26 protein-coding genes and 4 tRNA genes are annotated in these 22,938 nt (G+C 61.3%); 22 read left to right on the forward strand and 8 right to left on the reverse strand.

The window, feature by feature from the left end:
* Positions 1 to 76: 76 nt before the first annotated feature.
* Genes lgt through CZ203_RS13100 form a run of 3 tightly spaced genes read left to right on the forward strand, consistent with a single transcriptional unit; the run spans position 77 to position 2,582 of the window.
* On the forward strand, positions 77 to 925 hold the full coding sequence (lgt, locus tag CZ203_RS13090; protein WP_087066549.1) for a prolipoprotein diacylglyceryl transferase: 849 nt from the start codon (positions 77 to 79) through the stop codon (positions 923 to 925).
* Entirely contained in the window at positions 922 to 1,779 is an 858-nt protein-coding gene (gene folD / locus CZ203_RS13095; protein WP_087066550.1) for a bifunctional methylenetetrahydrofolate dehydrogenase/methenyltetrahydrofolate cyclohydrolase FolD, read from the forward strand. The genes lgt and folD overlap by 4 nt, the downstream gene beginning before the upstream one ends.
* A 50-nt stretch (positions 1,780 to 1,829) precedes the next feature.
* Positions 1,830 to 2,582 (forward strand): DNA alkylation repair protein, encoded by a 753-nt coding sequence (locus tag CZ203_RS13100; protein WP_235847534.1) that lies wholly within the window; start codon positions 1,830 to 1,832, stop codon positions 2,580 to 2,582.
* A gap of 32 nt (positions 2,583 to 2,614) precedes the next feature.
* On the opposite strand, the gene CZ203_RS13105 is transcribed toward CZ203_RS13100, so the two are convergent.
* Entirely contained in the window at positions 2,615 to 2,821 is a 207-nt protein-coding gene (locus CZ203_RS13105) for a DUF378 domain-containing protein (RefSeq protein WP_087066551.1), read from the reverse strand.
* A gap of 133 nt (positions 2,822 to 2,954) precedes the next feature.
* Here CZ203_RS13105 and CZ203_RS13110 point away from each other — a divergent pair, with 133 nt between their 5' ends.
* The 6 genes from CZ203_RS13110 (at position 2,955) to CZ203_RS13135 (ending at position 7,314) form a co-directional block, all read left to right on the forward strand.
* A complete protein-coding gene (locus tag CZ203_RS13110; RefSeq protein ID WP_087066552.1) occupies positions 2,955 to 3,752 on the forward strand; it encodes a histidinol-phosphatase HisJ family protein in 798 nt (265 codons plus the stop codon).
* Between the two features lie 243 nt (positions 3,753 to 3,995).
* On the forward strand, positions 3,996 to 4,124 hold the full coding sequence (locus tag CZ203_RS15615) for a hypothetical protein (protein WP_456236204.1): 129 nt from the start codon (positions 3,996 to 3,998) through the stop codon (positions 4,122 to 4,124).
* Positions 4,121 to 4,435 carry a 4-(cytidine 5'-diphospho)-2-C-methyl-D-erythritol kinase gene (locus CZ203_RS15215; protein ID WP_087066554.1) on the forward strand — a complete coding sequence of 105 codons (315 nt, stop codon included), beginning with the start codon at positions 4,121 to 4,123 and terminating at the stop codon, positions 4,433 to 4,435. The genes CZ203_RS15615 and CZ203_RS15215 overlap by 4 nt, the downstream gene beginning before the upstream one ends.
* A gap of 103 nt (positions 4,436 to 4,538) precedes the next feature.
* Positions 4,539 to 5,144 (forward strand): stage II sporulation protein R, encoded by a 606-nt coding sequence (locus tag CZ203_RS13125; protein WP_159456531.1) that lies wholly within the window; start codon positions 4,539 to 4,541, stop codon positions 5,142 to 5,144.
* Positions 5,145 to 5,218: 74 nt separating this feature from the next.
* On the forward strand, positions 5,219 to 5,728 hold the full coding sequence (locus CZ203_RS13130; protein ID WP_087066556.1) for a DUF4330 domain-containing protein: 510 nt from the start codon (positions 5,219 to 5,221) through the stop codon (positions 5,726 to 5,728).
* Positions 5,725 to 7,314, forward strand: coding sequence for an O-antigen ligase family protein (locus tag CZ203_RS13135; protein ID WP_087066557.1), 1,590 nt, complete (start codon positions 5,725 to 5,727; stop codon positions 7,312 to 7,314). The genes CZ203_RS13130 and CZ203_RS13135 overlap by 4 nt, the downstream gene beginning before the upstream one ends.
* A gap of 110 nt (positions 7,315 to 7,424) precedes the next feature.
* Here the strand turns inward: CZ203_RS13135 and CZ203_RS13140 are convergent, their stop codons facing one another.
* Positions 7,425 to 8,036, reverse strand: coding sequence for a flavin reductase family protein (locus tag CZ203_RS13140; protein ID WP_087066558.1), 612 nt, complete (start codon positions 8,034 to 8,036; stop codon positions 7,425 to 7,427).
* A gap of 144 nt (positions 8,037 to 8,180) precedes the next feature.
* Positions 8,181 to 9,566, reverse strand: a complete 1,386-nt coding sequence (locus CZ203_RS13145) for a glycine--tRNA ligase (protein ID WP_087066559.1) — start codon at positions 9,564 to 9,566, stop codon at positions 8,181 to 8,183.
* Positions 9,567 to 9,696: 130 nt separating this feature from the next.
* On the opposite strand from CZ203_RS13145, the gene CZ203_RS13150 reads away from it, so the two are divergent.
* The 4 genes from CZ203_RS13150 to CZ203_RS13165 all read left to right on the forward strand — a co-directional run bounded on the left by CZ203_RS13150 (position 9,697) and on the right by CZ203_RS13165 (position 10,134).
* Positions 9,697 to 9,773, forward strand: a tRNA-Pro gene (locus tag CZ203_RS13150).
* Between the two features lie 40 nt (positions 9,774 to 9,813).
* A tRNA-Ala gene (locus CZ203_RS13155) sits at positions 9,814 to 9,889 on the forward strand.
* 77 nt (positions 9,890 to 9,966) lie between these two features.
* A tRNA-Leu gene (locus CZ203_RS13160) sits at positions 9,967 to 10,052 on the forward strand.
* Between the two features lie 5 nt (positions 10,053 to 10,057).
* Positions 10,058 to 10,134, forward strand: a tRNA-Val gene (locus CZ203_RS13165).
* Positions 10,135 to 10,226: 92 nt separating this feature from the next.
* Here the strand turns inward: CZ203_RS13165 and CZ203_RS13170 are convergent.
* Positions 10,227 to 10,487: a hypothetical protein gene (locus CZ203_RS13170; protein ID WP_087066560.1), complete on the reverse strand. Its 261-nt coding sequence runs from the start codon at positions 10,485 to 10,487 to the stop codon at positions 10,227 to 10,229.
* Between the two features lie 158 nt (positions 10,488 to 10,645).
* A complete protein-coding gene (locus CZ203_RS13175; RefSeq protein WP_087066561.1) occupies positions 10,646 to 11,251 on the reverse strand; it encodes a recombinase family protein in 606 nt (201 codons plus the stop codon).
* Positions 11,252 to 11,407: 156 nt separating this feature from the next.
* Here CZ203_RS13175 and CZ203_RS15305 point away from each other — a divergent pair, with 156 nt between their 5' ends.
* The gene (locus CZ203_RS15305) at positions 11,408 to 11,839 is read left to right on the forward strand and encodes a Tex-like N-terminal domain-containing protein (protein ID WP_456236205.1); all 432 of its coding nucleotides are present in this window, start codon (positions 11,408 to 11,410) and stop codon (positions 11,837 to 11,839) included.
* On the opposite strand, the gene CZ203_RS13185 is transcribed toward CZ203_RS15305, so the two are convergent.
* Positions 11,777 to 12,382 (reverse strand): recombinase family protein, encoded by a 606-nt coding sequence (locus CZ203_RS13185; RefSeq protein WP_087066561.1) that lies wholly within the window; start codon positions 12,380 to 12,382, stop codon positions 11,777 to 11,779. The genes CZ203_RS15305 and CZ203_RS13185 overlap by 63 nt on opposite strands.
* A gap of 147 nt (positions 12,383 to 12,529) precedes the next feature.
* On the opposite strand from CZ203_RS13185, the gene CZ203_RS13190 reads away from it, so the two are divergent.
* The 3 genes from CZ203_RS13190 to CZ203_RS13200 all read left to right on the forward strand — a co-directional run bounded on the left by CZ203_RS13190 (position 12,530) and on the right by CZ203_RS13200 (position 16,388).
* Entirely contained in the window at positions 12,530 to 14,686 is a 2,157-nt protein-coding gene (locus CZ203_RS13190) for a Tex family protein (RefSeq protein WP_087066563.1), read from the forward strand.
* 199 nt (positions 14,687 to 14,885) lie between these two features.
* Positions 14,886 to 15,011 (forward strand): hypothetical protein, encoded by a 126-nt coding sequence (locus CZ203_RS15310; RefSeq protein ID WP_268875375.1) that lies wholly within the window; start codon positions 14,886 to 14,888, stop codon positions 15,009 to 15,011.
* A 294-nt stretch (positions 15,012 to 15,305) separates the two neighbouring features.
* Entirely contained in the window at positions 15,306 to 16,388 is a 1,083-nt protein-coding gene (locus CZ203_RS13200) for a uroporphyrinogen decarboxylase family protein (RefSeq protein ID WP_159456532.1), read from the forward strand.
* A gap of 96 nt (positions 16,389 to 16,484) precedes the next feature.
* Here CZ203_RS13200 and CZ203_RS13205 read toward each other — a convergent pair whose 3' ends face one another.
* The gene (locus tag CZ203_RS13205; RefSeq protein ID WP_159456533.1) at positions 16,485 to 16,871 is read right to left on the reverse strand and encodes a helix-turn-helix domain-containing protein; all 387 of its coding nucleotides are present in this window, start codon (positions 16,869 to 16,871) and stop codon (positions 16,485 to 16,487) included.
* An 875-nt stretch (positions 16,872 to 17,746) separates the two neighbouring features.
* On the opposite strand from CZ203_RS13205, the gene CZ203_RS13210 reads away from it, so the two are divergent.
* From CZ203_RS13210 to CZ203_RS13220, 3 genes are read left to right on the forward strand one after another with little or no spacing between them, the layout of a single operon-like run.
* Entirely contained in the window at positions 17,747 to 18,172 is a 426-nt protein-coding gene (locus tag CZ203_RS13210; RefSeq protein WP_087066567.1) for a rhodanese-like domain-containing protein, read from the forward strand.
* Between the two features lie 24 nt (positions 18,173 to 18,196).
* Positions 18,197 to 18,619, forward strand: a complete 423-nt coding sequence (locus CZ203_RS13215; protein WP_087066568.1) for an RrF2 family transcriptional regulator — start codon at positions 18,197 to 18,199, stop codon at positions 18,617 to 18,619.
* Positions 18,620 to 18,639: 20 nt separating this feature from the next.
* Positions 18,640 to 19,842, forward strand: a complete 1,203-nt coding sequence (locus CZ203_RS13220; protein WP_087066569.1) for a redoxin domain-containing protein — start codon at positions 18,640 to 18,642, stop codon at positions 19,840 to 19,842.
* Between the two features lie 53 nt (positions 19,843 to 19,895).
* On the opposite strand, the gene CZ203_RS13225 is transcribed toward CZ203_RS13220, so the two are convergent.
* Entirely contained in the window at positions 19,896 to 21,251 is a 1,356-nt protein-coding gene (locus CZ203_RS13225; RefSeq protein WP_200809488.1) for an alanine/glycine:cation symporter family protein, read from the reverse strand.
* A gap of 169 nt (positions 21,252 to 21,420) precedes the next feature.
* Between CZ203_RS13225 and CZ203_RS13230 the strand changes: the two genes are divergently transcribed.
* Together CZ203_RS13230 and CZ203_RS13235 are read left to right on the forward strand one after the other, a co-directional pair.
* Positions 21,421 to 21,816, forward strand: coding sequence for a BlaI/MecI/CopY family transcriptional regulator (locus CZ203_RS13230; protein ID WP_087066571.1), 396 nt, complete (start codon positions 21,421 to 21,423; stop codon positions 21,814 to 21,816).
* The gene (locus tag CZ203_RS13235; protein ID WP_087066572.1) at positions 21,813 to 22,721 is read left to right on the forward strand and encodes a M56 family metallopeptidase; all 909 of its coding nucleotides are present in this window, start codon (positions 21,813 to 21,815) and stop codon (positions 22,719 to 22,721) included. The genes CZ203_RS13230 and CZ203_RS13235 overlap by 4 nt, the downstream gene beginning before the upstream one ends.
* Positions 22,722 to 22,938 lie beyond the last annotated feature (217 nt).

The raw sequence follows: 22,938 nt of genomic DNA on the forward strand, positions 1-22,938 counted from the left end.
CGCGCTGGTCGGCGCCCGGCCGCGCGTCGCTGTCCATCGTCGAACCGCGCGCCTGAGCCTGGAGGACCGACAGCTTATGGAACATGTAATTTCTTTTCCCGGCCTGGGGCTGACGCTGCACCTGAACCGTGTCGCGTTCAGCGTATTCGGCAAGGACATTTTCTGGTACGGGATCATCATCTGCGCCGGCTTTATCCTGGCGGCGCTCTATGTCAACCGCCGCGTGCCCGATTACGGCCTGACCTCGGACGACCTGTTCGACGTGCTGATTTTCGCGGTGCCGGTCGGCATCCTGTGCGCGCGCGCCTACTATGTGATCTTCCAATGGGCGGATTACAAAAATAACCCGGCGGAGATCATCAAGATCTGGCACGGCGGGCTTGCCATCTACGGCGGTATTATCGGCGCGGTCGCCGTGGTGATCCTGTACGGCAGGATCAAAAAGCGCAGCATCCCGGCGATGCTCGACCTCGCGGCCTACGGGCTGCTGATCGGGCAGGCGGTCGGGCGCTGGGGCAACTTCGTCAACGCGGAGGCGCACGGCGGGGAAACCATGCTGCCCTGGCGCATGGTGATCGACGGCGGCGCGGGCGTGCACCCGACGTTCTTTTACGAATCCATCTGGAACGCCCTCGGCTTTGTGCTGCTGCACTTCCACTCGAAAAAGCAGCGGTTCCGCGGCGAGATATTCCTGGAATACGTCGCGTGGTATGGGCTTGGCCGCATGGTCATCGAGGGATTGCGGACGGACAGCCTGTATGTGCCGGGCACGCCGGTGCGCGTGTCGCAGGTGCTCGCGGGCATATCCTGCATCGCGGCGGTCTGCCTGATCGTTTATAACTATAAAAAGCACCGCGTTTATGCGGTGCCGACCGAGATCAACCCCGTTAACCCGGACAACACAGAGGAGGAAGACAACAAATGAGTGCAGTACGCATGGACGGCAAGGCGCTTTCCGCCAAGGTGCGCGGGAGCATCCTGGCAGAAACCGAAAAGCTGAAGGCGCAGGGCGTGACGCCCGGCCTCGCAGTCATCATCGTGGGCGACGACCCGGCAAGCCAGATTTATGTACGCAATAAGGAAAAAGCGTGCGAGGAGTGCGGCTTTTACAGCGAAAAGTACGCGCTGCCCGCCGAGACCACGCAGGAGGAGCTGCTCGGCCTGATCGCGCAGCTCAACGTCAGCCCGGCGGTCTCGGGCATCCTGTGCCAGATGCCGGTGCCCCCGCACATCAGCGAGGAGGCCGTTATCGCGGCGATCGACGCGAAGAAGGACGTGGATGCGTTCCATCCCGTCAACGTCGGCAAGATTATGATCGGCGACTTTGATTTCCTGCCCTGTACGCCGGCCGGCGTCATGGAGCTGCTCGACGAATACGGCGTAGACCCCAAGGGGAAGGAATGCGTGGTGGTCGGCCGCTCCAACATCGTGGGCAAGCCGATGTCCATGCTGCTGCTGCACCGTCACGGCACCGTGACCATCTGCCACAGCCGCACGCACGACCTGGCGGGGGTGTGCCGCCGCGCGGACATCCTGGTCGCGGCGGTCGGCAAGGCGGGATTCATCACGCCCGATATGGTCAAGGAGGGCGCGACGGTCATCGACGTGGGCATGAACCGCAACGCCGAGGGCAAGGTCTGCGGCGACGTGGACGCGGCGGTCATGGACAAGGCGGCCTATATGACGCCCGTACCCGGCGGCGTCGGCCCCATGACGATCACGATGCTGATGAAAAACACGCTCAAGGCTGCGAAGCTGCAGCACGGCATCCAGGATTAAAACGGGAAGGCGGGGACGGTGTCCCCGCCTTTTTTGTAGGGGGAGGAAAGATGGCAAACGGGACTATGCCCGGGCAGGGCGCGCCGTACCGGGCGGTGCGCGCAAAGCTGGAAGCCCTGGCGGAGCCGGGGTTCCGGGATTTTTCCAGCGCGCTGGTCCCCGGGCTGCCGGAGGGATGGATGCTCGGCGTCCGCCTGCCCGCGCTGCGGGCGATTGCCCGGCAGGTTGCGAAGGGGGATTGGCGCGCCTACCTGCGGGGCGCGCCGGACGGCAGCTTTGAAGAGGTGATGCTCCAGGGCATGGTGATCGGCTATGCCGACATGCCGAAGGAGGAGCTGTTCCGGTGGATCGGCTGGTTTTTGCCGAAGGCCGGCAACTGGTCGGTCTGCGACAGCTTTTGCGCCGGGCTGAAGGCTGCGCGCCGCTGGCCGGAAGAAATGTGGGAATATGTGGGCGGCTGCCTGCAATCGGCGCAGGCGTATACCATCCGCTTCGGCGCGGTGATGCTGCTCAACTACTATGTGGACGCGGCGCACCTGGAGGCGGCGCTTGCACGGCTGGATGCGGTGCGGCATCCGGATTACTATGTAAAAATGGCGGTGGCCTGGGCGGTTTCCATCTATTTTGCCGCCTTCCCGGCGCAGACGATGCAGTACCTGCAGCGGGGCGCGCTGGACGGCGAGACCTACCGCAAGGCGCTGCAAAAGATCCTGGAGTCCCGGCAGGTGGGCGCGCAGGACAAGGCGGCGGTACGCGTGCTGCGGGACGCGTCCAGACAGGGAAACGGCGGCGCGCATCGTTAAAAAACCATGCGGGCCGCCGTTTTTCCGGCTTGTCAGGAGGGCTTGTGCGCCGCGGGTTCCCGCCGTCCGAAGAAGGAAAGCGCCCAAAGCCCGGCCAGGCCGACCAGCGTGTAGATGATACGGCTCACGACCGAAAGCTGGCCGCCGAACAGCCAGGCGACGAGGTCGAAGCCGAAGATGCCGATGAGGCCCCAGTTGACCGCGCCGATAATGACCAGGGTCAGTGCCAAACGGTTCATAAGGTTCACTCCTTTCGCTTTAGTTTTGCAAATTTACGCCCGCTTTATGCTGGCAGAATTAGGGCTTTTGAAATGGCGCGCGCTGTGGTATGATTAGGACGTAAAAAAATAAAAATAGAAACGGGGCTTGACTATGCTTGCCGACCTGCACATGCACTCGGAATACTCCGAGGATGCAAAGCCGGACGCGTCCGTCGCGTCCATCTGCTGCGCGTCCATACAGCGCGGGCTGGATATTATCGCGCTGACCGACCACAAGGATTTCCATTATAATAAGCACCCGATGCCGCTCGATATCGAGTCGCAGCAGCGCGATATCCGGCGGTGCAGGGCGCAATACGGCGGCCAGCTCACCGTGCTGTACGGCGTGGAGCTGGGCGAAATCCATGTCAGCCCGGAAGCGCCGGATTTCCTCGCGGCGTACCAGTTTGACGAGGTGATCGGCTCGCTGCACACGATGCCGCCCGACGATATCGACATCTACTTCCTGCCCTACGGGCGCATGGATTGCGAGGCGTTCCTGCACACCTATTTCGACGAGCTGCTCAAAATGGTACGGCACGGCGGGTTCGACGTGCTCGGGCACATCGACTACCCGCTGCGCGTGATGAAAAAGGCGGGTTACGAACCGACCTTCGTGGGGTATGAGGCGCGCATCGAGCAGGTGCTCCGCGAGATCATCGACCGCGAAATCGCGCTGGAAATCAACGCCGCGGGGCTGTTCGGCTGGCAGAAACAGGCCGGGCCGCCGCGGTTTGTGCTGGAGATGTACCGGAACCTCGGCGGCACGATGCTGTCCATCGGTTCGGACAGCCACTGCGCGCCGGACGCGGGGCGCGGCATCGGGCAGTGCTTCGCCCACGCGCGCGCGGCGGGCTTTACGGAGCTGACGGTATTCCGCGGCCGCAAGCCCGAACAGGTATCGTTTTAAGAAGGGGGAGCCATGAAACAGGTCAAACGGGACGCTTATGCGAAGATCAACCTGACGCTGGACGTGACCGGCAAACGGCCGGACGGCTACCACACGGTCAAAATGGTGATGCAGACCGTCGCGCTGCACGACGACGTAACCGTCGCCCTGACGGGGGAAGGCGGCTTCAGGCTGAAAAACAACCTGCCGTACCTGCCGTCGGACGACCGCAACCTCGCCATGCGCGCGGCAAAACTGTTTTACATGCGCACCGGGATACAGAACCCCGGCACCGCGATACACATTGTCAAGCGCATCCCGGTCGCGGCCGGGCTTGCGGGCGGCTCGACCNGCCGTTTTCCGTCTCCACGGCGGAGGTGTACGCCCGTATGAACGGCGGCAACGTCTCCCCGCGCCCGGATACCGCCGGGATGCTCGGCGCGCTGCGAGCGGGGGATTACCCCGGCGTGTGCCACCGGCTGTACAACGTGATGGAGCCGGTCACGGGCGGCCGCCATCCGGAAATTGCGGAAATCCGCGATACCCTGCTGACCTGTGGCGCCGACGGCGCGGTGATGAGCGGCAGCGGGCCGACCACTTACGGCCTGTTTGCCGACGGGGAGGCCGCCCGCGCGGCGTACGGTGCTTTGAAGGCGCGGTATAAGGATACCCATCTCACCACGGTCCTGCGCGGGGGCGTATAACCCCGCAAGGCCGGGTTTGCGCGAGGATGCGGCATATCTTTGGTATAAAATGCAAAACCTCCGTCCATACTCTGTGCAAAGAGTCAGGACGGAGGTTTTATTTATGACGGGAAAGGTAAAACGCGTGGAGCTTATGCTGGCGCTGGCAGTGCTGCTGCTCTTTACATATGCGGCGGGCGCGGGGGCGCAGCAGCAGGATATCGCGGATAAGGTGCTGCGGCTGCACGTGATTGCGGATTCGGACAGCGCGGAGGACCAGCGGGTCAAGCTGTGCGTGCGCGACCGCGTGCTGGCGCTGTGCGCGCCGTGGCTGGAGGAAGCGGATAACCAGGACGAGGTGCGGCAGATCCTGGGCGCGCACATGCAGGAGATCGTGGACGCCGCGCAGCTCGAACTGTGGGCGCAGGGGGCGGACGACGGGGTCACCGCGCAGATCAGCGAAGAATACTATCCGACGCGCGATTATACGGATTTTTCCCTGCCGGCCGGCCGGTATGTCGGGCTTAAGGTGCGCATTGGCAGCGCGCAGGGGCATAATTGGTGGTGCGTGATCTTCCCGCCGCTGTGCGACGGCGCGGCGGCGGGGGAGACGGCGTCGCTTTCCCCGGGGGAGCGCGCCATGACGCGCCGGGACGGCACGCGCTATGTGGTGCGCTTCAAAGCCGCAGAATTGCTCGGCGAGGTGCGGCACTTCTTCGGCGCTGCCTGACCGAAAAGAGGCTTGTGGTCGGCCTCCGTTTGTGCTATGATGGATGCGGCAAGATAAAATAACGGAGGTTTAAAATGAAGATTATCAACGAAAAAGGCAAGCTTTTCGGACTGATCAATCTGGTGGATCTGTTCGTTCTGATTGCAGTTATCGCGGTGGTCGCCGGCGTGGGGTACAAGCTGTTTGCGCCCAAGGTGGCGGAAGCGGTCAGCCCGCAGGTGACCATGACCACGGTGCTGCGCGTGCGCGGCGCGACGCCCTTCCTTGTGGAGGAGCTGCAGCGCGAGGGCAACGACCAGGTGGGGAAAAAGCTGGTATCCGGCAACGAATATGTGGACGCGGAGATCAAGAGCCTGACGGTTGAGGACTATGTCCAGCAGATCCCGACGGCGGACGGCCGCATCGCCAATGCGCTCGACCCGTCCAAGAAGGACGTGGTCATCATCGTCGAGTCCCAGGTCCGCAAGGACACCCCGGCCCCCAAGATCGGCACGCAGGAAGTGCGCGCGGGCCGCACCTTTATCATTAAGACCAACAACTTCGAGACCACGGCCAATATTGATTCGGTGGAATTTAGCGAATGAAACAGATACTGACGGGAAGCGTGCTTTGGCGGTTCCTGCTGCGGCTGCGCGAGTGGTACCATGCGGGCGCGATCGCGGCGTTCTTCCGGTCGTTTGCGGAAAGCTACCCGTTTTCCCGCACCCGGAAGTGGTGGGACCGTTTTACCGGCACGCCGATGTTCGCGGGCAGCGGCTCGGTTTATTCGCGCGCCGTGGCGCGTTTCGGCCGTTTTTTGCAGCGCATCGGTACGTATATTGAAGCAAGCGGCGTATACCGGCTTGGCCGGGCAGCCGCGGCGCCGGTCGGCCGGTTTTTGGGCGGCGGCGCGGTCGGCCGGGTCTGCCGTTTCTTCGGCGTGCGCGGGTTCCTGATCATGGCGGTCGCGCTTTACCTGCCGCTCGATTATTTCCTGCGCGCCTATGCGCCCGCCATTGTGGGTTCGCTCTGGGACGAAGGGCTGATGATGCTTGCGTTCTGCTATGTCTGCTGGCGCAAGGCCATGCGCCGTGCCCCGATGGGCACGCGCGCGACCCCGCTGGACGGGTATATCTTCCTGTTCGTCGCGGTGGGCTTTTTCCTGATGTGCGCGGTTTCGCCCTATATGGGCATTGCGATTGACGGCCTGCGGGCGGTGGTGCAGTACATTTTCTGGTTCTTCGTCGTCATCCGTTTGATCGAGGACGACCGGGATTTCGGTATCCTGTACGGGACGCTCGTGGCGGCGGCGGTGCTGGTCGGCTTGCATGGCATTTACCAGTTCATCGTCGCGACGCCGATCCCGGCCTCATGGGTTTCCCAGACCGAGGAGAGCGTGCGCACGCGCGTCTTTTCCATCACGGGCAGCCCGAACATCATGGGGTCGTTCCTCGTTCTGTTCGCGCCGATGGCGGCGGGCATCGCCTATTATGCGAAAAAGTTTTGGGTCAAGGCCGCCGCGGTCTGCTGTACGGGCGTCATGTGCCTTTCGATCATCTTTACCTTTTCCAAGGGCGCATGGGGCGGCCTTGTGGTCGCGGTGCTCGTTTTTGCAATTTTCCTCGACCGCAGGCTGATCGCGGTCATGGCGGTCGGCGGCGCGGGGGCGATGATTGCGATCCCCTCGATCGCAAACCGCATCACCTACCTGTTCACGTCGGACTATGTGGAAGCCAGCCAGCGCGCGGGGCGCATGGTGCGGTGGGACACCGGCCTGCAGCTGCTGCATGAAAGCAACCCATGGCTCGGCTTCGGCCTCGGCAGGTTCGGCGGCGCGGTCGCGATGCAGAACCAGATCATGGAGAAGACCGATACCTTCGAGTATTTCTACATGGACAACTATTATCTCAAGACCCTCGTGGAAATGGGGTATATCGGCCTGATTTTCTTCATCATCCTGCTGGTCGGCATGGCGCTCTGGTGCCTGCGCTCGATCGGGCGCACACGGCATTCGGACATGCACCCGCTCGCGGTCGCGATGTTCGCGGGCATGTGCGGCGTGCTGGTGCACTGCTATTTCGAGAATATTTTCGAGGTGCCGTATATGATGGCCTATTTCTGGTCGCTTGCGGCGGGCATCCTGTACCTCGGCTATTTCAGGCAAAAGCGGCGGCGGAAGGGCAGCGCATAGGCTGCCGGGATGCCGTTTGCGGCACCGGCGCAAGGTTACCGGGGACAAAAAAGGGGACGGCTGTCAGCCGTCCCCTTTTATGATGGGAATAAGGAGGAACAATTGCCTTATTACCGTTTTACGAGCATGTTAGGCCCGCGGCCGCAGATCGGGCACTTGAAGTCGTCCGGGATCTCGTCCGATTCCAAAATGTAGCCGCACACCGAGCAGCGCCAGCCCGGCTCGCCCGTGACGTGGGATGGCGCGGCGGCGGGCACCTGGCCTTCCTTGGCCGTCTTGTAATACTCGGTGGTCAGGACGGGCGATTCGCTGCGCGCCTCGACCTCGTAGGCCGTGCCGATAAACAGGATGTGGGAGTTGAGGTCGACTTTGTCGGTCACGCGGCAGGCAAAGCGCGCCGCAACGTCCTGCGTCAGGCAGGGGACGCCCTTTTTGTCCTTCACATACGCCCAGCTTGCGAATTTATTGAGCTGTGCGCTGGATTTGAAGCCGAAATCCGCGATGACCTGCCCCTGTACCTCCTGGGTGAGCAGCGCGACGGTAAACAGCCCGGATTTCTCAATTTCCCCGCAGGTAAAGTTGTCCTTGCTGACGGAAATGGCGAGCTTGCCGCCTGCGGCGAGCAGGACGGAGTTGATGATGCAGCCGGACAGTTTGCCCTCGTGCGCGGTGGACACAATGGCGAGCGTGCCGCTGATCTTATCGTATGCTTTATGTGCCATGGGGTTCCCTCCTCTTAATATTAGGAATTATTACTGAATTAACTATACCCCACGTGAAGCCCGGTGTCAACCGCTTTTTGGCAAAAAGGCGGGAAAAAGCCCCGCCAAAAAAACGGCGGGGCTTTTGGTACATTTGTGCAGGGGTCAGAACGCGATCTTGCGGGCGATATAATGCGTGAGGTCGTCGATTTTGATGCGCTCCTGCTCCATGGTGTCGCGGTCGCGGACGGTAACGCAGCCGTCGGCCTCGGTCTCAAAATCGACCGTGACGCACAGCGGGGTGCCGATCTCGTCCTCGCGGCGGTAGCGCTTGCCGATCGAGCCGGCGTCGTCGAAGTCGACGTTGAACTTTTTCGACAGCTTCTCCCAAACCGGCATGGCCTGGGCGGACAGCTTCTTGGAGAGCGGCAGCACAGCGGCCTTGAACGGCGCCAGCGCCGGATGCAGGCGCAGCACGGTGCGGATGTCCTCCTTGCCGTCCTTGCCGACGTTTTCCTCGTCGTACGCGTCGCACAGGAAGGCCAGCGCGACACGGTCTGCGCCGAGGGAGGGTTCTACGACATAGGGGACGTACTTCTCGTTCGCCTCCTGGTCGAAATACTCCATGGACACGCCCGACGTCTTCTGGTGCTGGGTAAGGTCGAAGTCGGTGCGGTCGGCGATGCCCCACAGCTCGCCCCAGCCGAACGGAAACAGGAATTCGATGTCGGTGGTGGCGTTGGAGTAGTGGGAAAGCTCCTCCTGCTCGTGGTCGCGCAGGCGCAGGTTTTCATCCTTCATGCCGAGATCCAGCAGGAACTGGTGGCAATAATCCTTCCAGAACTTGAACCACTCAAGGTCGGTGCCCGGCTTGCAGAAGAACTCCAGCTCCATCTGCTCGAACTCGCGGGTACGGAAGGTGAAGTTGCCCGGGGTGATCTCGTTGCGGAAGGACTTGCCGACCTGGGCGACGCCGAACGGGATCTTCTTGCGCGTGGTGCGCTGGATGTTCTGGAAGTTGACGAAAATACCCTGCGCGGTCTCCGGGCGGAGGAACAGCTCGCTCTTGGCATTTTCCGTAACGCCCTGGAAGGTCTTGAACATCAGGTTGAACTGGCGGATATCGGTAAAGTTGTGGCCGCCGCAGTTCGGGCAGGCGATCTGGTGCTCATTAATATAGTCCATCATCTGCTGGTTGGACCAGCCGGCCGGGTTTTCGCCCGTCGTATCCTCGATGAGCTGGTCGGCGCGGTGGCGGGTCTTGCAGTCTTTGCAGTCCATGAGCGGGTCGGAGAAGCCGCCGACGTGGCCGGATGCGACCCAGGTCATGGGGTTCATCAGGATGGCGGAATCCAGGCCGACATTGTACGGGCTTTCCTGTACGAACTTCTTGCGCCATGCCGCCTTGACGTTGTTTTTGAATTCAACGCCCAGCGGGCCATAGTCCCAGGTGTTCGCGAGGCCGCCGTAAATTTCGGAGCCGCTGTACACAAAACCGCGGCCCTTGCACAGGGCGACGATCTTTTCCATGGTCTTTTCGCTGTTTTTCATGCTTTTCAGTCTCCTTTTGGCGTGTCTGGCTGACACGCACATTTTTTAAAATTTATGCTTGACATACGACTATCTTACAAGTATAATTAATACTTGTCAAGGGCTTAAAGCGAAACGCTGAAAATTGTCCCGAGGCGTAGCTCAGTTTGGTAGAGTGCCTGCTTTGGGAGCAGGATGCCGCAGGTTCAAGTCCTGTCGCCTCGACCATATGTGGGCGTCCTCGCTTCGGTGCGGTAGCCCCATATATGGGCCTGTAGCTCAGCTGGGAGAGCGCTGCGTTCGCAACGCAGAGGTCAAGGGTTCGAATCCCTCCAGGTCCACCATTATACTGGATTCAACACGTTGAGTCCAGTATTCTTTTCGGAGACATGCCCTGCCGCAAGGCGGCGGGGTGCAATATGCAGATGTGGCGGAATGGCAGACGCGCTAGCTTCAGGTGCTAGTGTTCGCAAGGACGTGAGGGTTCAAGTCCCTCCATCTGCACCATATAGGAAGGTGTAGCTCAGTTGGTTAGAGTACCTGCTTGACATGCAGGGGGTCGGAGGTTCAAGTCCTCTCATCTTCACCATTTTAAAACCCCGTCCGGATTTTAGCCGGATGGGGTTTTTTTGTGCCCCTTGGGGCGGTAAAAAACCGTCCTAAAGGACGGTTTTAGCAGATCTATGGATTTTTCCGCAGCATTTCGCGCAAGCCGCGCAGCAGGTGGTCGCGCGGCGCCTCGCCTGCCGCGGCTTCGCCGCACAGGATATAGGATGCTGCGGCGCGCCATTCCGCGTCGCTATATTGGGAAGCAGGTACGTTTTCGAGCATCCGCAGGAGCGAAACACGGTACCGGGGCGTATGCAGGTCGGACAGGTATAGCAGCCCGAGCGCGTCCGCGAGATCCTGCAGCAGCCGGCCGGGGTCGTTTGTTGGCGTCAAAGGCGCACCTCCTTCTATCGGGGCATTGGCGCGTAAATCAGACTTTACACGACAAGGGAAATACATACGTTTCCGGTTATCCCACAGCCTATCAGAACCCACAGGCATGGATAACCTCTCATTTTTTATTATAGCGCCTGTGTCGGATATTGTCTACCTCATGCGCCATTATTTTTACCATTGACCCAGCGCAAAAATGTGCTGTGGTGGATTTGCAGTAGCCGTGCCGCCTGCCGCGACGACAGCTCGCCGCGCTGCCACAGGCCGCGCAGTTCGTAAAAATTGTCCGGCACGGGCTTGGGCGGCCTGCCGAATTTTACGCCGCGCCGCTGCGCGGCCGCAATGCCTTCGGCTTGCCGCTGGCGGATGTTTTCGCGTTCCGTCTGTGCCACATAGCTCAGGATTTGCAGCACCAGGTCGGAGATAAAGGTGCGCGTCAGGTCGTTCCCGTCCCGCGCGCGCGTATCGAGCAGCGGCATGTCGAGCACGCGGATGTCCGCCCCCTTTTCGCGGGTGATGCGTTTCCACTGCGCGATGATCTCTTCATAATTCCGCCCGAGGCGGTCGATGCTTTTGACGATAATCAGGTCGCCGGGGCGGGTTGCGCGGAGCATCTGCCGGTAGGCGGGGCGCGCAAAATCCTTGCCGGACTGCTTGTCCAGGAAAATGCGGTCGATCCGGAGCGGTTCCATCGCCATAAGCTGCCGGTCCTCGTTCTGGTCGCGCGTCGATACACGGACATAGCCGTAAGTCCTTTTATTCATAGGCCATCCTCCTTGGTTCACGTATAGCTTGCGTAAATTGCCTGCTACTTATCATACCCCGCGGTGCGCCCGCATGAAAAGCGCCTTGCCGCGGGGCGGCGGAAAGGGTACAATAGAAGGGCAACGATACAAAGGAGAACGGTTAAAATGGATACCATGATTACAATACTGGCGCAGGAATTTTCCGTGCGGCCGGAGCATGTGGAAAATGTCGTGCGCCTGCTGGACGAGGGCAATACGGTGCCCTTCATCGCGCGTTACCGCAAGGAGCAGCACGGCACGATGGACGACCAGAAAATCCGTGAAATCAGCGAGCGCCTTGCCTACCTGCGGGGGCTGGAAGCGCGCCGCGCCGAGGTCAAGGCCGCGATCGAAGGGCAGGGCAAGCTGACGGGGGAACTGGCCGCCGNAATATCCGACACAGGCGCTATAATAAAAAATGAGAGGTTATCCATGCCTGTGGGTTCTGATAGGCTGTGGGATAACCGGAAACGTATGTATTTCCCTTGTCGTGTAAAGTCTACCTCATGCGCCATTATTTTTACCATTGACCCAGCGCAAAAATGTGCTGTGGTGGATTTGCAGTAGCCGTGCCGCCTGCCGCGACGACAGCTCGCCGCGCTGCCACAGGCCGCGCAGTTCGTAAAAATTGTCCGGCACGGGCTTGGGCGGCCTGCCGAATTTTACGCCGCGCCGCTGCGCGGCCGCAATGCCTTCGGCTTGCCGCTGGCGGATGTTTTCGCGTTCCGTCTGTGCCACATAGCTCAGGATTTGCAGCACCAGGTCGGAGATAAAGGTGCGCGTCAGGTCGTTCCCGTCCCGCGCGCGCGTATCGAGCAGCGGCATGTCGAGCACGCGGATGTCCGCCCCCTTTTCGCGGGTGATGCGTTTCCACTGCGCGATGATCTCTTCATAATTCCGCCCGAGGCGGTCGATGCTTTTGACGATAATCAGGTCGCCGGGGCGGGTTGCGCGGAGCATCTGCCGGTAGGCGGGGCGCGCAAAATCCTTGCCGGACTGCTTGTCCAGGAAAATGCGGTCGATCCGGAGCGGTTCCATCGCCATAAGCTGCCGGTCCTCGTTCTGGTCGCGCGTCGATACACGGACATAGCCGTAAGTCCTTTTATTCATAGGCCATCCTCCTTGGTTCACGTATAGCTTGCGTAAATTGCCTGCTACTTATCATACCCCGCGGTGCGCCCGCATGAAAAGCGCCTTGCCGCGGGGCGGCGGAAAGGGTACAATAGAAGGGCAACGATACAAAGGAGAACGGTTAAAATGGATACCATGATTACAATACTGGCGCAGGAATTTTCCGTGCGGCCGGAGCATGTGGAAAATGTCGTGCGCCTGCTGGACGAGGGCAATACGGTGCCCTTCATCGCGCGTTACCGCAAGGAGCAGCACGGCACGATGGACGACCAGAAAATCCGTGAAATCAGCGAGCGCCTTGCCTACCTGCGGGGGCTGGAAGCGCGCCGCGCCGAGGTCAAGGCCGCGATCGAAGGGCAGGGCAAGCTGACGGGGGAACTGGCCGCCGCCATCGGCCGCGCCGCGACGCTGGCCGAGGTCGACGACCTGTACCGGCCGTACCGCCCCAAGCGCCGCACGCGCGCGGGCATTGCGCGCGAAAAGGGGCTGGAGCCGCTCGCGGAGATGCTGTTTTCCGGCAAAGCGCCGTCCCGCGACCCGGAGGCGCTCGCGGCGGCGTTTATAAACCCGGAGAAGGGCGTCGGGAGCGCCGAAGACGCGCTGGCGGGCGCGCAGGACATCATCGCGGAAAATTTGTCCGACGACGCCGCGCTGCGCAAGAAGCTGCGTGCGCATGTGCAGCGCACCGGCGTGTTGCGCGCCGTGGCCGCCACGGAGGAGGATACGGTCTACCGCCTGTATTACGACTTTGAGGAGCCGCTCAATAAGCTGCAGAGCCACCGCATCCTCGCGATCAACCGCGGTGAAAAGGAGGGCGTCCTCAAGGCGTCCGTGCGCTGCGACGACGCGGGCGCGCAGGTCGCGATCCTGCGCATGGTGCTGCATCCGCAGAACCCGTTTGCAGCGCGCATCCGCGAAACCGCGCAGGACGCCTGGGAACGGCTGCTTTTCCCGTCGCTGGAACGCGAGGTGCGCGGCGACCTGACCGCGCAGGCAAACGAGCAGGCGATCCGCACCTTTGCGCTCAACCTGCGCCCGCTGCTGATGCAGCCGCCGGTCAGGGACCGCGTGACCATGGGCTTCGACCCCGCGTACCGGACGGGCTGCAAAATCGCGGTCGTCGACGGCACGGGCAAGGTGCTCGAGACCTCGGTCGTCTACCCCACCAAGCCGCACAACAAGACGGCGGAGGCCAAGCGCGAGCTGGCGCGCCTGTGTGATAAGCACGGCGTGCAGTGCATCGCGATCGGCAACGGCACGGCGTCGCGCGAGTCGGAAATCTTTATTACCGAGTTCCTGCATGAGTACGGCGGCGGGATATCCTATATGGTCGTGAGCGAAGCGGGCGCGTCGGTCTATTCGGCCTCCAAGCTCGGCGCGGAGGAGTTCCCGGAGTTCGACGTGTCGCTGCGCTCCGCGGTGTCGATTGCGCGCCGCCTGCAGGACCCTCTGGCGGAACTGGTCAAGATCGACCCCAAGGCGATCGGCGTGGGGCAGTACCAGCACGATATGCCGCAGGCGCAGCTTGGCGCGGCGCTGGACGGCGTGGTCGAGGACTGCGTGAACGCGGTCGGCGTCGACCTCAATACCGCGTCGCCCTCGCTGCTCGGCCGGGTGGCGGGCGTGAGCGCCACGGTTGCCAAGAACATCGCGGCGTACCGCGAACAGAACGGACGGTTCCGCACGCGCAAGGAACTGCGCAAGGTGCCGAAGCTCGGCCCCAAGGCCTTCGAGCAGTGCGGGGGTTTCCTGCGCGTGCCGGACGGCGAAAACGTGCTCGATCGCACGGCCGTGCACCCGGAATCCTACGCGGCGGCGGAAAAGCTGCTCGCGCTGTGCGGCTACCGCCTTGCCGACGTCGGCAAGCTGGACGGCTTGGCAGGGCGCGTCAAGGAACAGGGGACGGCGGAGGCCGCCCGCGCGTGCGGCGTGGGCGCGCCGACGCTGCTCGACATCGTAAGCGAACTGCAAAAGCCCGGGCGCGACCCGCGCGACGAGCTGCCGCCCCCGCTGCTGCGTACCGACGTGCTGGACGTCAAGGACTTGAAGCCCGGGATGGAACTTACCGGCACGGTGCGCAACGTGGTCGATTTCGGCGCGTTTGTCGATATCGGCGTGCATCAGGACGGGCTGGTGCACGTCTCCCAGATCTGTAACCGGTTCATTCGCCACCCCTCCGAAGCGGTGACCGTGGGGGATGTGGTGAACGTCGTGGTGCTTGAGGCCGACGCTTCCAAGAAAAGGATTTCCCTTTCCATGAAGCAGGCAAAACAGGGAAAATAATACTTGGAGAATATGCACAAAAAACAAATCGCAAAAAAGTGCAATTCCACCAAAGAGAACGCCGGGGAAACCGTGCAAAACCGGCCTGTATTTTCGCAAGAATGATCTGTCAGATTTCCCACTGTAGGCGTATACTATGGACGTAAAGAAAAAAGCACCGGCGCCCGCAGGCGCCGACTACCGAAAGGGGGAAAATACCATGGCAGCCTTTTTTACGGTTTGTGGCCTAGCGGTTATCGCGGCCAGCATCATCCCGTCCCGCGTGGAGAACAGGGCGAGCCGCCCCGCCGCGCATGGCAACGAAAAGCATTACGACTTCCGCTGAGGGGTCGCAGGGGACAGAAAACGCCTCCCGGATGAATCCGGGAGGCGCTTTTTATTGGGAATGGACGGTACAGCCTCCGGGTTTGGGATGAAAAACCGCCTGTTTATGCGAAAATAAGGCAGGCTGCGTCCGGTTTGTAGAAAACCTATAAATCGCGCGGCACGGTATTTTTGCATGGCCGGATATCCAAGGTTTGCGCGCGGAATCCCGATTGTAAAAGCGGGACGCGGCGCGCTATACTGGTAGCAGGATAGCACAAATGACACGGCGAGATTCCATATGAGGTGAATGCAAATGGATATGACATCCCGTGAGCGGCTGGCCTGCCTGTTTGCAGGTGGTATGCCTGACCGGGTCGGTTCGACGTTCCTGATCAACCCCTACTTTACCAACAGCCTGCCGGACAAGCCCGATCCCATGAAGCTGATGATGGAGCTGGGGGCGGACATCCTTGACCGCGACGGCCCGCTGCCCTACCGCAAAAAATATACCGGCGGCGTGACATTTCAGGAGGTTTACCAGGGCGGCGAGACCCGGCGCATTTTTGAAACCCCGGTCGGCACGGTCTATGAGTCCTATGCCGGCAAGATGGCGTGGGGCGACATCCCGTTTAAAAAGGAAAGCTACATTAAAACCGTAGAGGATTACAAAATCCTGCAATATGTGTTTGAACATACCGTTTTTGAACCCGATTCGGGCTGGTATGCCGAGCGCGAAAAGATGCTGGGCGACCATGGCATCATCGTCCCGCAGCTTACCGAGTTCCGCTCCTCGTTGGAATACCTGAGCGAAGACGACGTGCAGCGCACGACCTTCGACATGATGGATTACCCGGAGGTCGTCGGGGAGTTCCTTGCGACGCTGCGCAGCAAAAATATGGAGGCCGCGCGGGCGGCGGTGGAGTGCCCGGCGACGGTGTTCAATATCTGGGAGGATTCCTCCACGACGCTGCTTTCCCCGACGCTGTTCCGGGACTATGTCCTGCCGGAGTTCGAGGAATTCACCTCCATCACGGCGGCCGCGGGCAAGCAGCTGATCCACCACGCCTGCGGGCATATCAAGGCGCTGCTGCCGCTCATGGAAACCGAACATGTGGCGGCGTTTGAGTCCATTACGCCGCTTACGACCGGCAACGTGGAGCTTCCAGAGTGCGCCGCGGCCTGGGGCGACAAATTCCTGATGATCGGCGGCCTGGACCCGGCGTTCCTGATCAACTGCACCATTGAGGAGCTCGGCCGCTATCTGGATGAAACCGCGGAAAAGCTCGGCGGCCTGCGCCGCAAATGGATCATTGAAAACGGCGACAGCCTGCCGCCCGGCGTCAGCCTGGAAAAGCTGCGCTATATCATCCGGAAAGCGCAGTCCTACACGCTTTAAACCAATATCTTCTCTTTTTTCCGCCCGGGATCGCATACTAGCGGTTCTGGGCAAAAAGGAAGCCCTGCGGCTTTTGCCGCAGGGCTTCCTTTTTGCCTATAAATCCAGATAATTGACCAGCTTGCGGTAAGCGCGCGGGGACACGCCGACCTTGTCGGAAAAGGCGGTGGTAAAGGTCGCTTCGTTGCCATACCCGACCATATATGCGATTTCCTTGACGGAATAGGTCGTTGTGACCAGGAGGGTCTTGGCGCGGTCCATGCGCTGCAGCAGGATATATTCATAGGGCGAAAGCGCGGTCGCGCTGTGGAACAGGCGGGAAAAATGGGAGGGGCTTAGCCCGACGGAATCGGCCACGTCGCGGATCGTCAGCTTTTCCCCGAGGTGCAGGCGGATGTAATCGAGCGCGCGGTCGACCGGCGAGGCGCCATACCGCCCCGCGGCGGTGCGCGGCAGCAGGAGCTGGCACAGGATGGCGTACATCCGCTGGGAGCGCACGATTTCGGGCAGGCCGCCAGCGCGCCCGCAATCGGACACCAGCTCGTGCATCTGTCTCTTATACACATCNGGCTTAGCCCGACGGAATCGGCCACGTCGCGGATCGTCAGCTTTTCCCCGAGGTGCAGGCGGATGTAATCGAGCGCGCGGTCGACCGGCGAGGCGCCATACCGCCCCGCGGCGGTGCGCGGCAGCAGGAGCTGGCACAGGATGGCGTACATCCGCTGGGAGCGCACGATTTCGGGCAGGCCGCCAGCGCGCCCGCAATCGGACACCAGCTCGTGCATCGCGCGGAAGAGCACGCCGCCGTCATGCACGGCGAAAACCTTGTCGCGCATCTGCACGATCTTTTCATAAAAGGCGCGGGAATTTGCGCCGTCAAAATGGATCCAGATAAATTCAAGGTCGCTTGTGGCGTAATATTCCTGCGGGCGGCGGCAGTCGATCAGCACGGCGTGGTGGTCGGACGCTTTGTAAAGCCGGCCGTCGAGGCGCAGAGCCATGCTGCCGGAACGGATGTAAAAGAGCAGGAAGGTGCGCCGGGAGGAAACCTGCCCCTCGCTCGTCTGCCCGTTATAGGAATACCGGCTGTCGCAAAAATAATGCCCGCAGCGGGTGATATAAAAGAATAGTTCGCGCGCTATGCCCGACGGCGTAAGGAAATACTTGGCCGACGGGGCAAGCACGCCTTTTTCATTGTAAAACATGGTTTCACCACCCCTGTGGGAATCATCTTAATGGAACCAGTATAGCATCCGGGCGCAGGATGCACAAGAAAAATGGCTTGACAAACCAAACTGATATTATTATAATAACAGATAGGAAATGAAACAGAAACAATTGCAGTTGGGAGGCTTTCTATGGAGAAGGGTATCGTTGCATTGCTGCTCGCCGGCGTGCTAGCGCTCACGGGCTGTGGCCGGGGCGCGCCCCCTGCGGCGGGCGGGGCCGCGCAAGACACGGCCGCGATCACCGTGATTACGGCGGAGGAAGGGAAGGGCAAGATAGATGCGGGCGGTGTGACGGTCGTCGACGTGCGCACCGCGGAGGAATACGAGGAAGGGCACGTCCCCGGCGCGCTGCTGGTGCCGAATGAGGAAATTGCGGGCACCCCGCCGGAATTGCTGCCGGACCTGGACGCGCCGCTGCTCGTGTATTGCCGCTCCGGCCGGCGCTCGGCGGAAGCGGCGCAAAAGCTTACCGATATGGGCTATACCGCGGTTTTCGATATGGGCGGCATTATCGACTGGCCTTATGAGACCGAAAGCGGCGCTTTCGGCTCGTAAAAATACAAATGGGGGAATGATAACATGACAAGTGAGTTCGGCATCGCGGTGCACGCGCTGACTTTTTTAAACCACAAGCAGGCCACGGTCTCGAGCGAGCAGCTGGCACACAATATCTGCACGCACCCGGCGCGCGTGCGCAAGGTGATGGCAAAGCTCAAAAAGCACGGCCTCGTGGAAACACGGGAAGGTGCGGAGGGCGGTTACCTGTTTACGCGCGACCCCGCGGGCGTTACCCTGCGCCAGGTCGGGGATGCGGTTGCGGTGCAGTTTGTTGGCACGGCGTGGCGCAGCGGCGACGCGGACATGGACTGCCTGGTCGCGTCCGGCATGGCCGATATCATGGACGGCATTTACAGCGAGCTGGACGGCCTGTGCCGGGAACGGCTGGCGTCTTACACCATAGCGGACATCGACCGGCGCATTTTTGGCCCCGGCACCGCGTGACCTAACACTAAGGAGGCTTTATGGGACTCACCTTACAGACGAATATTTCCGCCCTGACCGTATTTTTGCAGGGTATCTTTAGCTTTTTCTCCCCCTGCGTACTGCCGCTGGTGCCGCTCTACATCAGCTATCTTGCAGGCGGCGCGCGCTCTGTGGACGGGGAGGGGCGGACGCATTACCAGCGCAGCCGCGTGATGCTTAACACGCTGTTTTTTGTGATCGGTGTGAGTTTCGCGTTTTTCCTGCTCGGCTTCGGCTTTACTGCGCTCGGCAAGTTCTTTTCCGGCAACCGGATGATTTTTGCGCGCGTGGGCGGCGTGCTGGTGATCCTGTTTGGCCTGTACCAGGTCGGGTTTTACGGCTCGAAGCTGCTCAGCCAGGAACGCCGCCTGCCGTTCCGGCTGGATAAGCTGACGATGAACCCGGTCGTCGCGCTGCTGTTCGGCTTTACGTTCAGCTTCGCCTGGACGCCCTGCGTCGGCCCCGCGCTCGCGGGCGTGCTGCTGCTTGCCTCGTCCGCTTCCTCCGCCGGGATGGGGTTTGCGCTGATCGGTGTGTATACGCTGGGCTTCGTGCTGCCGTTCCTTGCGGTCGGCCTGTTCACGGGCGCGCTGCTCGACCTGTTCAAGCGGCATCAGAACGTGGTGAAATACACGGTCAAGGCCGGCGGCGTGCTGCTCATCCTGATGGGGCTGATGATGTTTACCGGCACCATGAACGGCGTGACCGGCTACCTGTCCCAGGCGACCGGCCAGACCGCCGCGGACGCCAAGGGCGGGGACGAGCCGGCCNCCGACCAGTATGGGAACACGCACACCCTGTCTGATTACAAGGGCAAGATCGTGCTGCTCAACTTCTGGACGACATGGTGCGGCTTCTGCAAGGAGGAAATGCCGGATCTCGAGGCGCTTTATAAGGACCTGGGGGAAAACCAGGACGAGGTTGTCATCCTGGGCGTGGCGAACCCGCGCACCGACGACAACCCGTATAACCAGGACGTTTCCCAGGAGGAGGTCGAAAAGTTCCTGACGGACAGCGGCTACACCTATCCGGTCGTCATGGATACGACCGGGGACACCTTCCTCGATTATGGGATTTCCTCCTTCCCGACGACGTTCATGATCGATAAGGAGGGCAAGCCGTTCGGGTATGTGCGCGGCATGCTGTCGCGCGAACAGATGGAAAGCATCATCCAGCAGACCCGGGACGGGAAGATGCAATAATAGGAAAGAGGAGCCTTACGGCTCCTCTTTTTGTATACGGATTGTAATTTACACTACATCTTTTCCCCAAAGTAGTCGCGTGTCAGCTTCATGACGACGCCGGACAGGCCGATCAGGCCGATCAGGTTGGGGATTGCCATCAGGCCGTTGAGCGTGTCCGACACCGCCCAGACGATCTTGAGTTCGATTAGGGAACCGAGCACCGTGACCAGGATGAAGGCCACGCGGTAGACCATGACCCATTTTTCGCCGAACAGGTATTCAAAGCATTTTTCGCCATAGTACGACCAGCCCAGCATAGTGGACAGCGCGAAGAAGAACAGCGCGACCGTGATGATCAGGTTGCCGGCCGTGGGCATCGCCTGGGTGAAGGCCGCCATGGTCAGGTTTGCGCCGTCGATGCCCGAGGTCCACAGGCCGCTTGTCAGGATGATGAGCGCCGTGCAGGTGCACACGAGGATCGTATCCATAAACACCTCGAAGATACCCCACAGGCCTTGCTCGACGGGCTGCTCGGTATCCGCCGCGGCATGCGCGATCGGCGCGGTGCCAAGGCCGGCCTCATTGGAGAAGATACCGCGCGCCATGCCCATCTGGATCGCCTTCATGACGCCCGCGCCCAGGAAGCCGCCGATGGCCGCCGACGGGGTAAAGGCCGCATGGAAGACCGAGGAGAAGCAGGGCAGGATTGCCTCGCGGTTGATGAACAGCACGACGGCCGCGCCCACGACATAAAAGAGCGACATGAGCGGCACGACCTTTTCCGTGATGCGCCCGATCCGCTTGATACCGCCGATGATGACGAAGCCGATCAGCGCCGCCACCACAAGGCCGGTCGCAAACGGCGGGACGTGGAAGGTCGTCTGCATGGAGGTCGCAATGGCGTTGATCTGCGTCAGGTTGCCGGTGCCGAAGGTCGTGATGAAGGCGAAGACGCCGAACAGGACGGCCAGCCACTTGAGGTGCAGCCCCTTTTCGATGTAGTACATCGGGCCGCCCTTCCATTCGCCCGTGCTGTTCTTCTGGCGGAAGTGCACGGACAGGACAATTTCGGAATATTTCGTCATCATGCCGAGCAGCGCGGACACCCACATCCAGAAGATCGCACCCGGGCCGCCCGCCGTGATCGCCGTGGCGACGCCCACGATGTTGCCGGTGCCGATGGTGCCCGCGAGCGCGGTGGTCAGCGCCTGGAAGGGCGAGACCGCGCCGTCCGCGATGCCCTTGCCCGCGCCGCCCGTAAACAGGGTGCCGATCTTGGTTTTCATCACATAGCCGAAGCGGCGGAACTGCAGCCCGCGGCTGCGCACGGTGAAAAACAGGCCGGTGCCGATCAGCAGCACGATCATGACCGGCCCCCAGACAAAGCTGTTGACCATTTCGTTTATTTTCAGCAGAAAATCCATCATCCTACTCCCCATTTCTCTATCCTTTTACACAAAGCTGATAAAATAATAGCACAATTCGCGTTTTGTGGCAAACCTTTTTGCCTGCAAAATGGATTTTCGCGGTTGACAAACGCTAACTACAGATGTAGTATACAGGTAAAGACTACAAATGTAGTGAGGAGGCGGCAAGATGGCGCGGGATAAAAAGATCACGGAATCCGAGTGGGGGGTGATGGACGCGCTGTGGCAGAGACCCGGCAGCACCACCGCCGAGGTCGCGGAGGCGCTCGCCGATACCGGCTGGAACCGGAACACGGTGCATACCTTCCTGACCCGGCTCGAAGGCAAGGGGTATGTGCACGCGGGGGCGGGCGGCGCGCCGCACCGCTATTACCCGTCGGCCGCGCGCGAGGACTGCGTCCGGGCAGAAACGGAGGGCTTTGTGCAGCGGGTGTTCCGCGGGTCGGCCGGCCAGCTTGTGCGCACCTTCCTGCGTGACGAGCGGCTTTCCGAGGACGAGGTTGCCGAGCTGCGCGCGTTGCTCGACAGCGCGGGGCGGCGCGGGGAAGGGGATGCGCAGGAATGAGCTTTTGGAACGTACTCCAGGTGAGCCTGCTCGCATCCGCCGTGGCGCTGCTGCTCCTGTTTGCCAAATGGCTGTTCCGGGAGCATTTGACCGCGCGGTGGCATGCGTTTTTATGGGTGCTGCTGCTGGCGCGGATGGTGCTGCCCGCGGGCACGCAGGTGCTCCGCAACGAAATCAGCCTGATGGGCGCCTTCGATGTGCCGGCGGTGGCAGGGATTGCCGAGGCCGCGGTAGCGAACCATTTTTCGGACGCGCCGCTGGACGCGCAGCCGGTGGTGCAGGCCGCGCCCGGCGTGTATCAAACGCTGCACCTTGCGCCGCAGGCGCTGCCGGATTGGCTGACGCGGCTAGACCGTATCCTGTTTTGGGCGTATCTCGCGGCCGCCTGCGCACTGATGGCCTATTTTGTGTTTTGCGCGCTGCGGCTTCGGCTGGCAGTGCGCCGGTATGCGGCCGCGCCCGAGCCGCTTTGCCGGCAGGTAAGGGAGCTGCAATCCCGGTACGGCTGGGAAGAGCGGGTGCGCGTGCGCATCGCGCCGTCCGGCGGCACGCCGTATGTCTGCGGCGCGCTGCGGCCGGTGCTCGTCGTCCCCGCGCCCCTGGCCAGGGGGATTGACGAAAAGGTGTTGCTGCATGAGCTGGCGCATGTGCATTGGAACGACATCGCGGCCGGCTACGTTTTTACGGCCTTCCGCTGCCTGCACTGGTTTAANTTGCGTGTATGTACTGTACCACATGATCGGGCTGCTGATCCGCATTGCCCGAAAGGCGGGGCGCGACGACCTTGCCGAAAACGGGGCGCGGTACCGCCTGATTTTCCTGCTGCCGTATGCGCTTGTCAGCGTCGCGGGAGCCGTGTCCGGTGGCGTGCGCGGCATCCTGCTGGCGTTTGTCATTATATTTGAACTGGCGGTTGCGGCCTTTACAGCCAACTGCGAGTATGCGCTGTTCCGCTAAAACGGGCGGCGGCTGGGGTTTTTCCCGCCGCCGCCCGCCCTTTTTTGTCATAAATTGTGCGATATGCACGGAATGGGGTGGAATTTATTCCAATATGCTGTATAATAGGGGGTATGATTTCGATGTTGGAAAGAGGCGAGTTGCATGGACAGGCTGCCGGGGCAA

This window comes from Intestinibacillus massiliensis (assembly GCF_900155735.1).
In the GTDB taxonomy this organism is placed as follows: domain Bacteria; phylum Bacillota; class Clostridia; order Oscillospirales; family Butyricicoccaceae; genus Intestinibacillus; species Intestinibacillus massiliensis.

What these genes read in the sequence shown, in the direction of transcription:
- CZ203_RS13210 (WP_087066567.1), top strand. Translation starts at nt 17,747, where the DNA reads ATGGAGAAGGGTATCGTTGCATTGCTGCTCGCCGGCGTGCTAGCGCTC.
- CZ203_RS13105 (WP_087066551.1), bottom strand. Translation starts at nt 2,821, where the DNA reads ATGAACCGTTTGGCACTGACCCTGGTCATTATCGGCGCGGTCAACTGG.
- CZ203_RS13200 (WP_159456532.1), top strand. Translation starts at nt 15,306, where the DNA reads ATGGATATGACATCCCGTGAGCGGCTGGCCTGCCTGTTTGCAGGTGGT.
- CZ203_RS13110 (WP_087066552.1), top strand. Translation starts at nt 2,955, where the DNA reads ATGCTTGCCGACCTGCACATGCACTCGGAATACTCCGAGGATGCAAAG.
- CZ203_RS13225 (WP_200809488.1), bottom strand. Translation starts at nt 21,251, where the DNA reads ATGATGGATTTTCTGCTGAAAATAAACGAAATGGTCAACAGCTTTGTC.
- CZ203_RS13190 (WP_087066563.1), top strand. Translation starts at nt 12,530, where the DNA reads ATGGATACCATGATTACAATACTGGCGCAGGAATTTTCCGTGCGGCCG.
- CZ203_RS13130 (WP_087066556.1), top strand. Translation starts at nt 5,219, where the DNA reads ATGAAGATTATCAACGAAAAAGGCAAGCTTTTCGGACTGATCAATCTG.
- folD (WP_087066550.1), top strand. Translation starts at nt 922, where the DNA reads ATGAGTGCAGTACGCATGGACGGCAAGGCGCTTTCCGCCAAGGTGCGC.
- CZ203_RS13230 (WP_087066571.1), top strand. Translation starts at nt 21,421, where the DNA reads ATGGCGCGGGATAAAAAGATCACGGAATCCGAGTGGGGGGTGATGGAC.
- CZ203_RS13135 (WP_087066557.1), top strand. Translation starts at nt 5,725, where the DNA reads ATGAAACAGATACTGACGGGAAGCGTGCTTTGGCGGTTCCTGCTGCGG.
- CZ203_RS13205 (WP_159456533.1), bottom strand. Translation starts at nt 16,871, where the DNA reads ATGTACGCCATCCTGTGCCAGCTCCTGCTGCCGCGCACCGCCGCGGGG.
- CZ203_RS13145 (WP_087066559.1), bottom strand. Translation starts at nt 9,566, where the DNA reads ATGAAAAACAGCGAAAAGACCATGGAAAAGATCGTCGCCCTGTGCAAG.
- CZ203_RS15215 (WP_087066554.1), top strand. Translation starts at nt 4,121, where the DNA reads ATGAACGGCGGCAACGTCTCCCCGCGCCCGGATACCGCCGGGATGCTC.
- CZ203_RS13125 (WP_159456531.1), top strand. Translation starts at nt 4,539, where the DNA reads ATGACGGGAAAGGTAAAACGCGTGGAGCTTATGCTGGCGCTGGCAGTG.
- CZ203_RS15310 (WP_268875375.1), top strand. Translation starts at nt 14,886, where the DNA reads ATGGCAGCCTTTTTTACGGTTTGTGGCCTAGCGGTTATCGCGGCCAGC.
- CZ203_RS13185 (WP_087066561.1), bottom strand. Translation starts at nt 12,382, where the DNA reads ATGAATAAAAGGACTTACGGCTATGTCCGTGTATCGACGCGCGACCAG.
- CZ203_RS13100 (WP_235847534.1), top strand. Translation starts at nt 1,830, where the DNA reads ATGGCAAACGGGACTATGCCCGGGCAGGGCGCGCCGTACCGGGCGGTG.
- CZ203_RS13175 (WP_087066561.1), bottom strand. Translation starts at nt 11,251, where the DNA reads ATGAATAAAAGGACTTACGGCTATGTCCGTGTATCGACGCGCGACCAG.
- CZ203_RS13215 (WP_087066568.1), top strand. Translation starts at nt 18,197, where the DNA reads ATGACAAGTGAGTTCGGCATCGCGGTGCACGCGCTGACTTTTTTAAAC.
- lgt (WP_087066549.1), top strand. Translation starts at nt 77, where the DNA reads ATGGAACATGTAATTTCTTTTCCCGGCCTGGGGCTGACGCTGCACCTG.
- CZ203_RS13140 (WP_087066558.1), bottom strand. Translation starts at nt 8,036, where the DNA reads ATGGCACATAAAGCATACGATAAGATCAGCGGCACGCTCGCCATTGTG.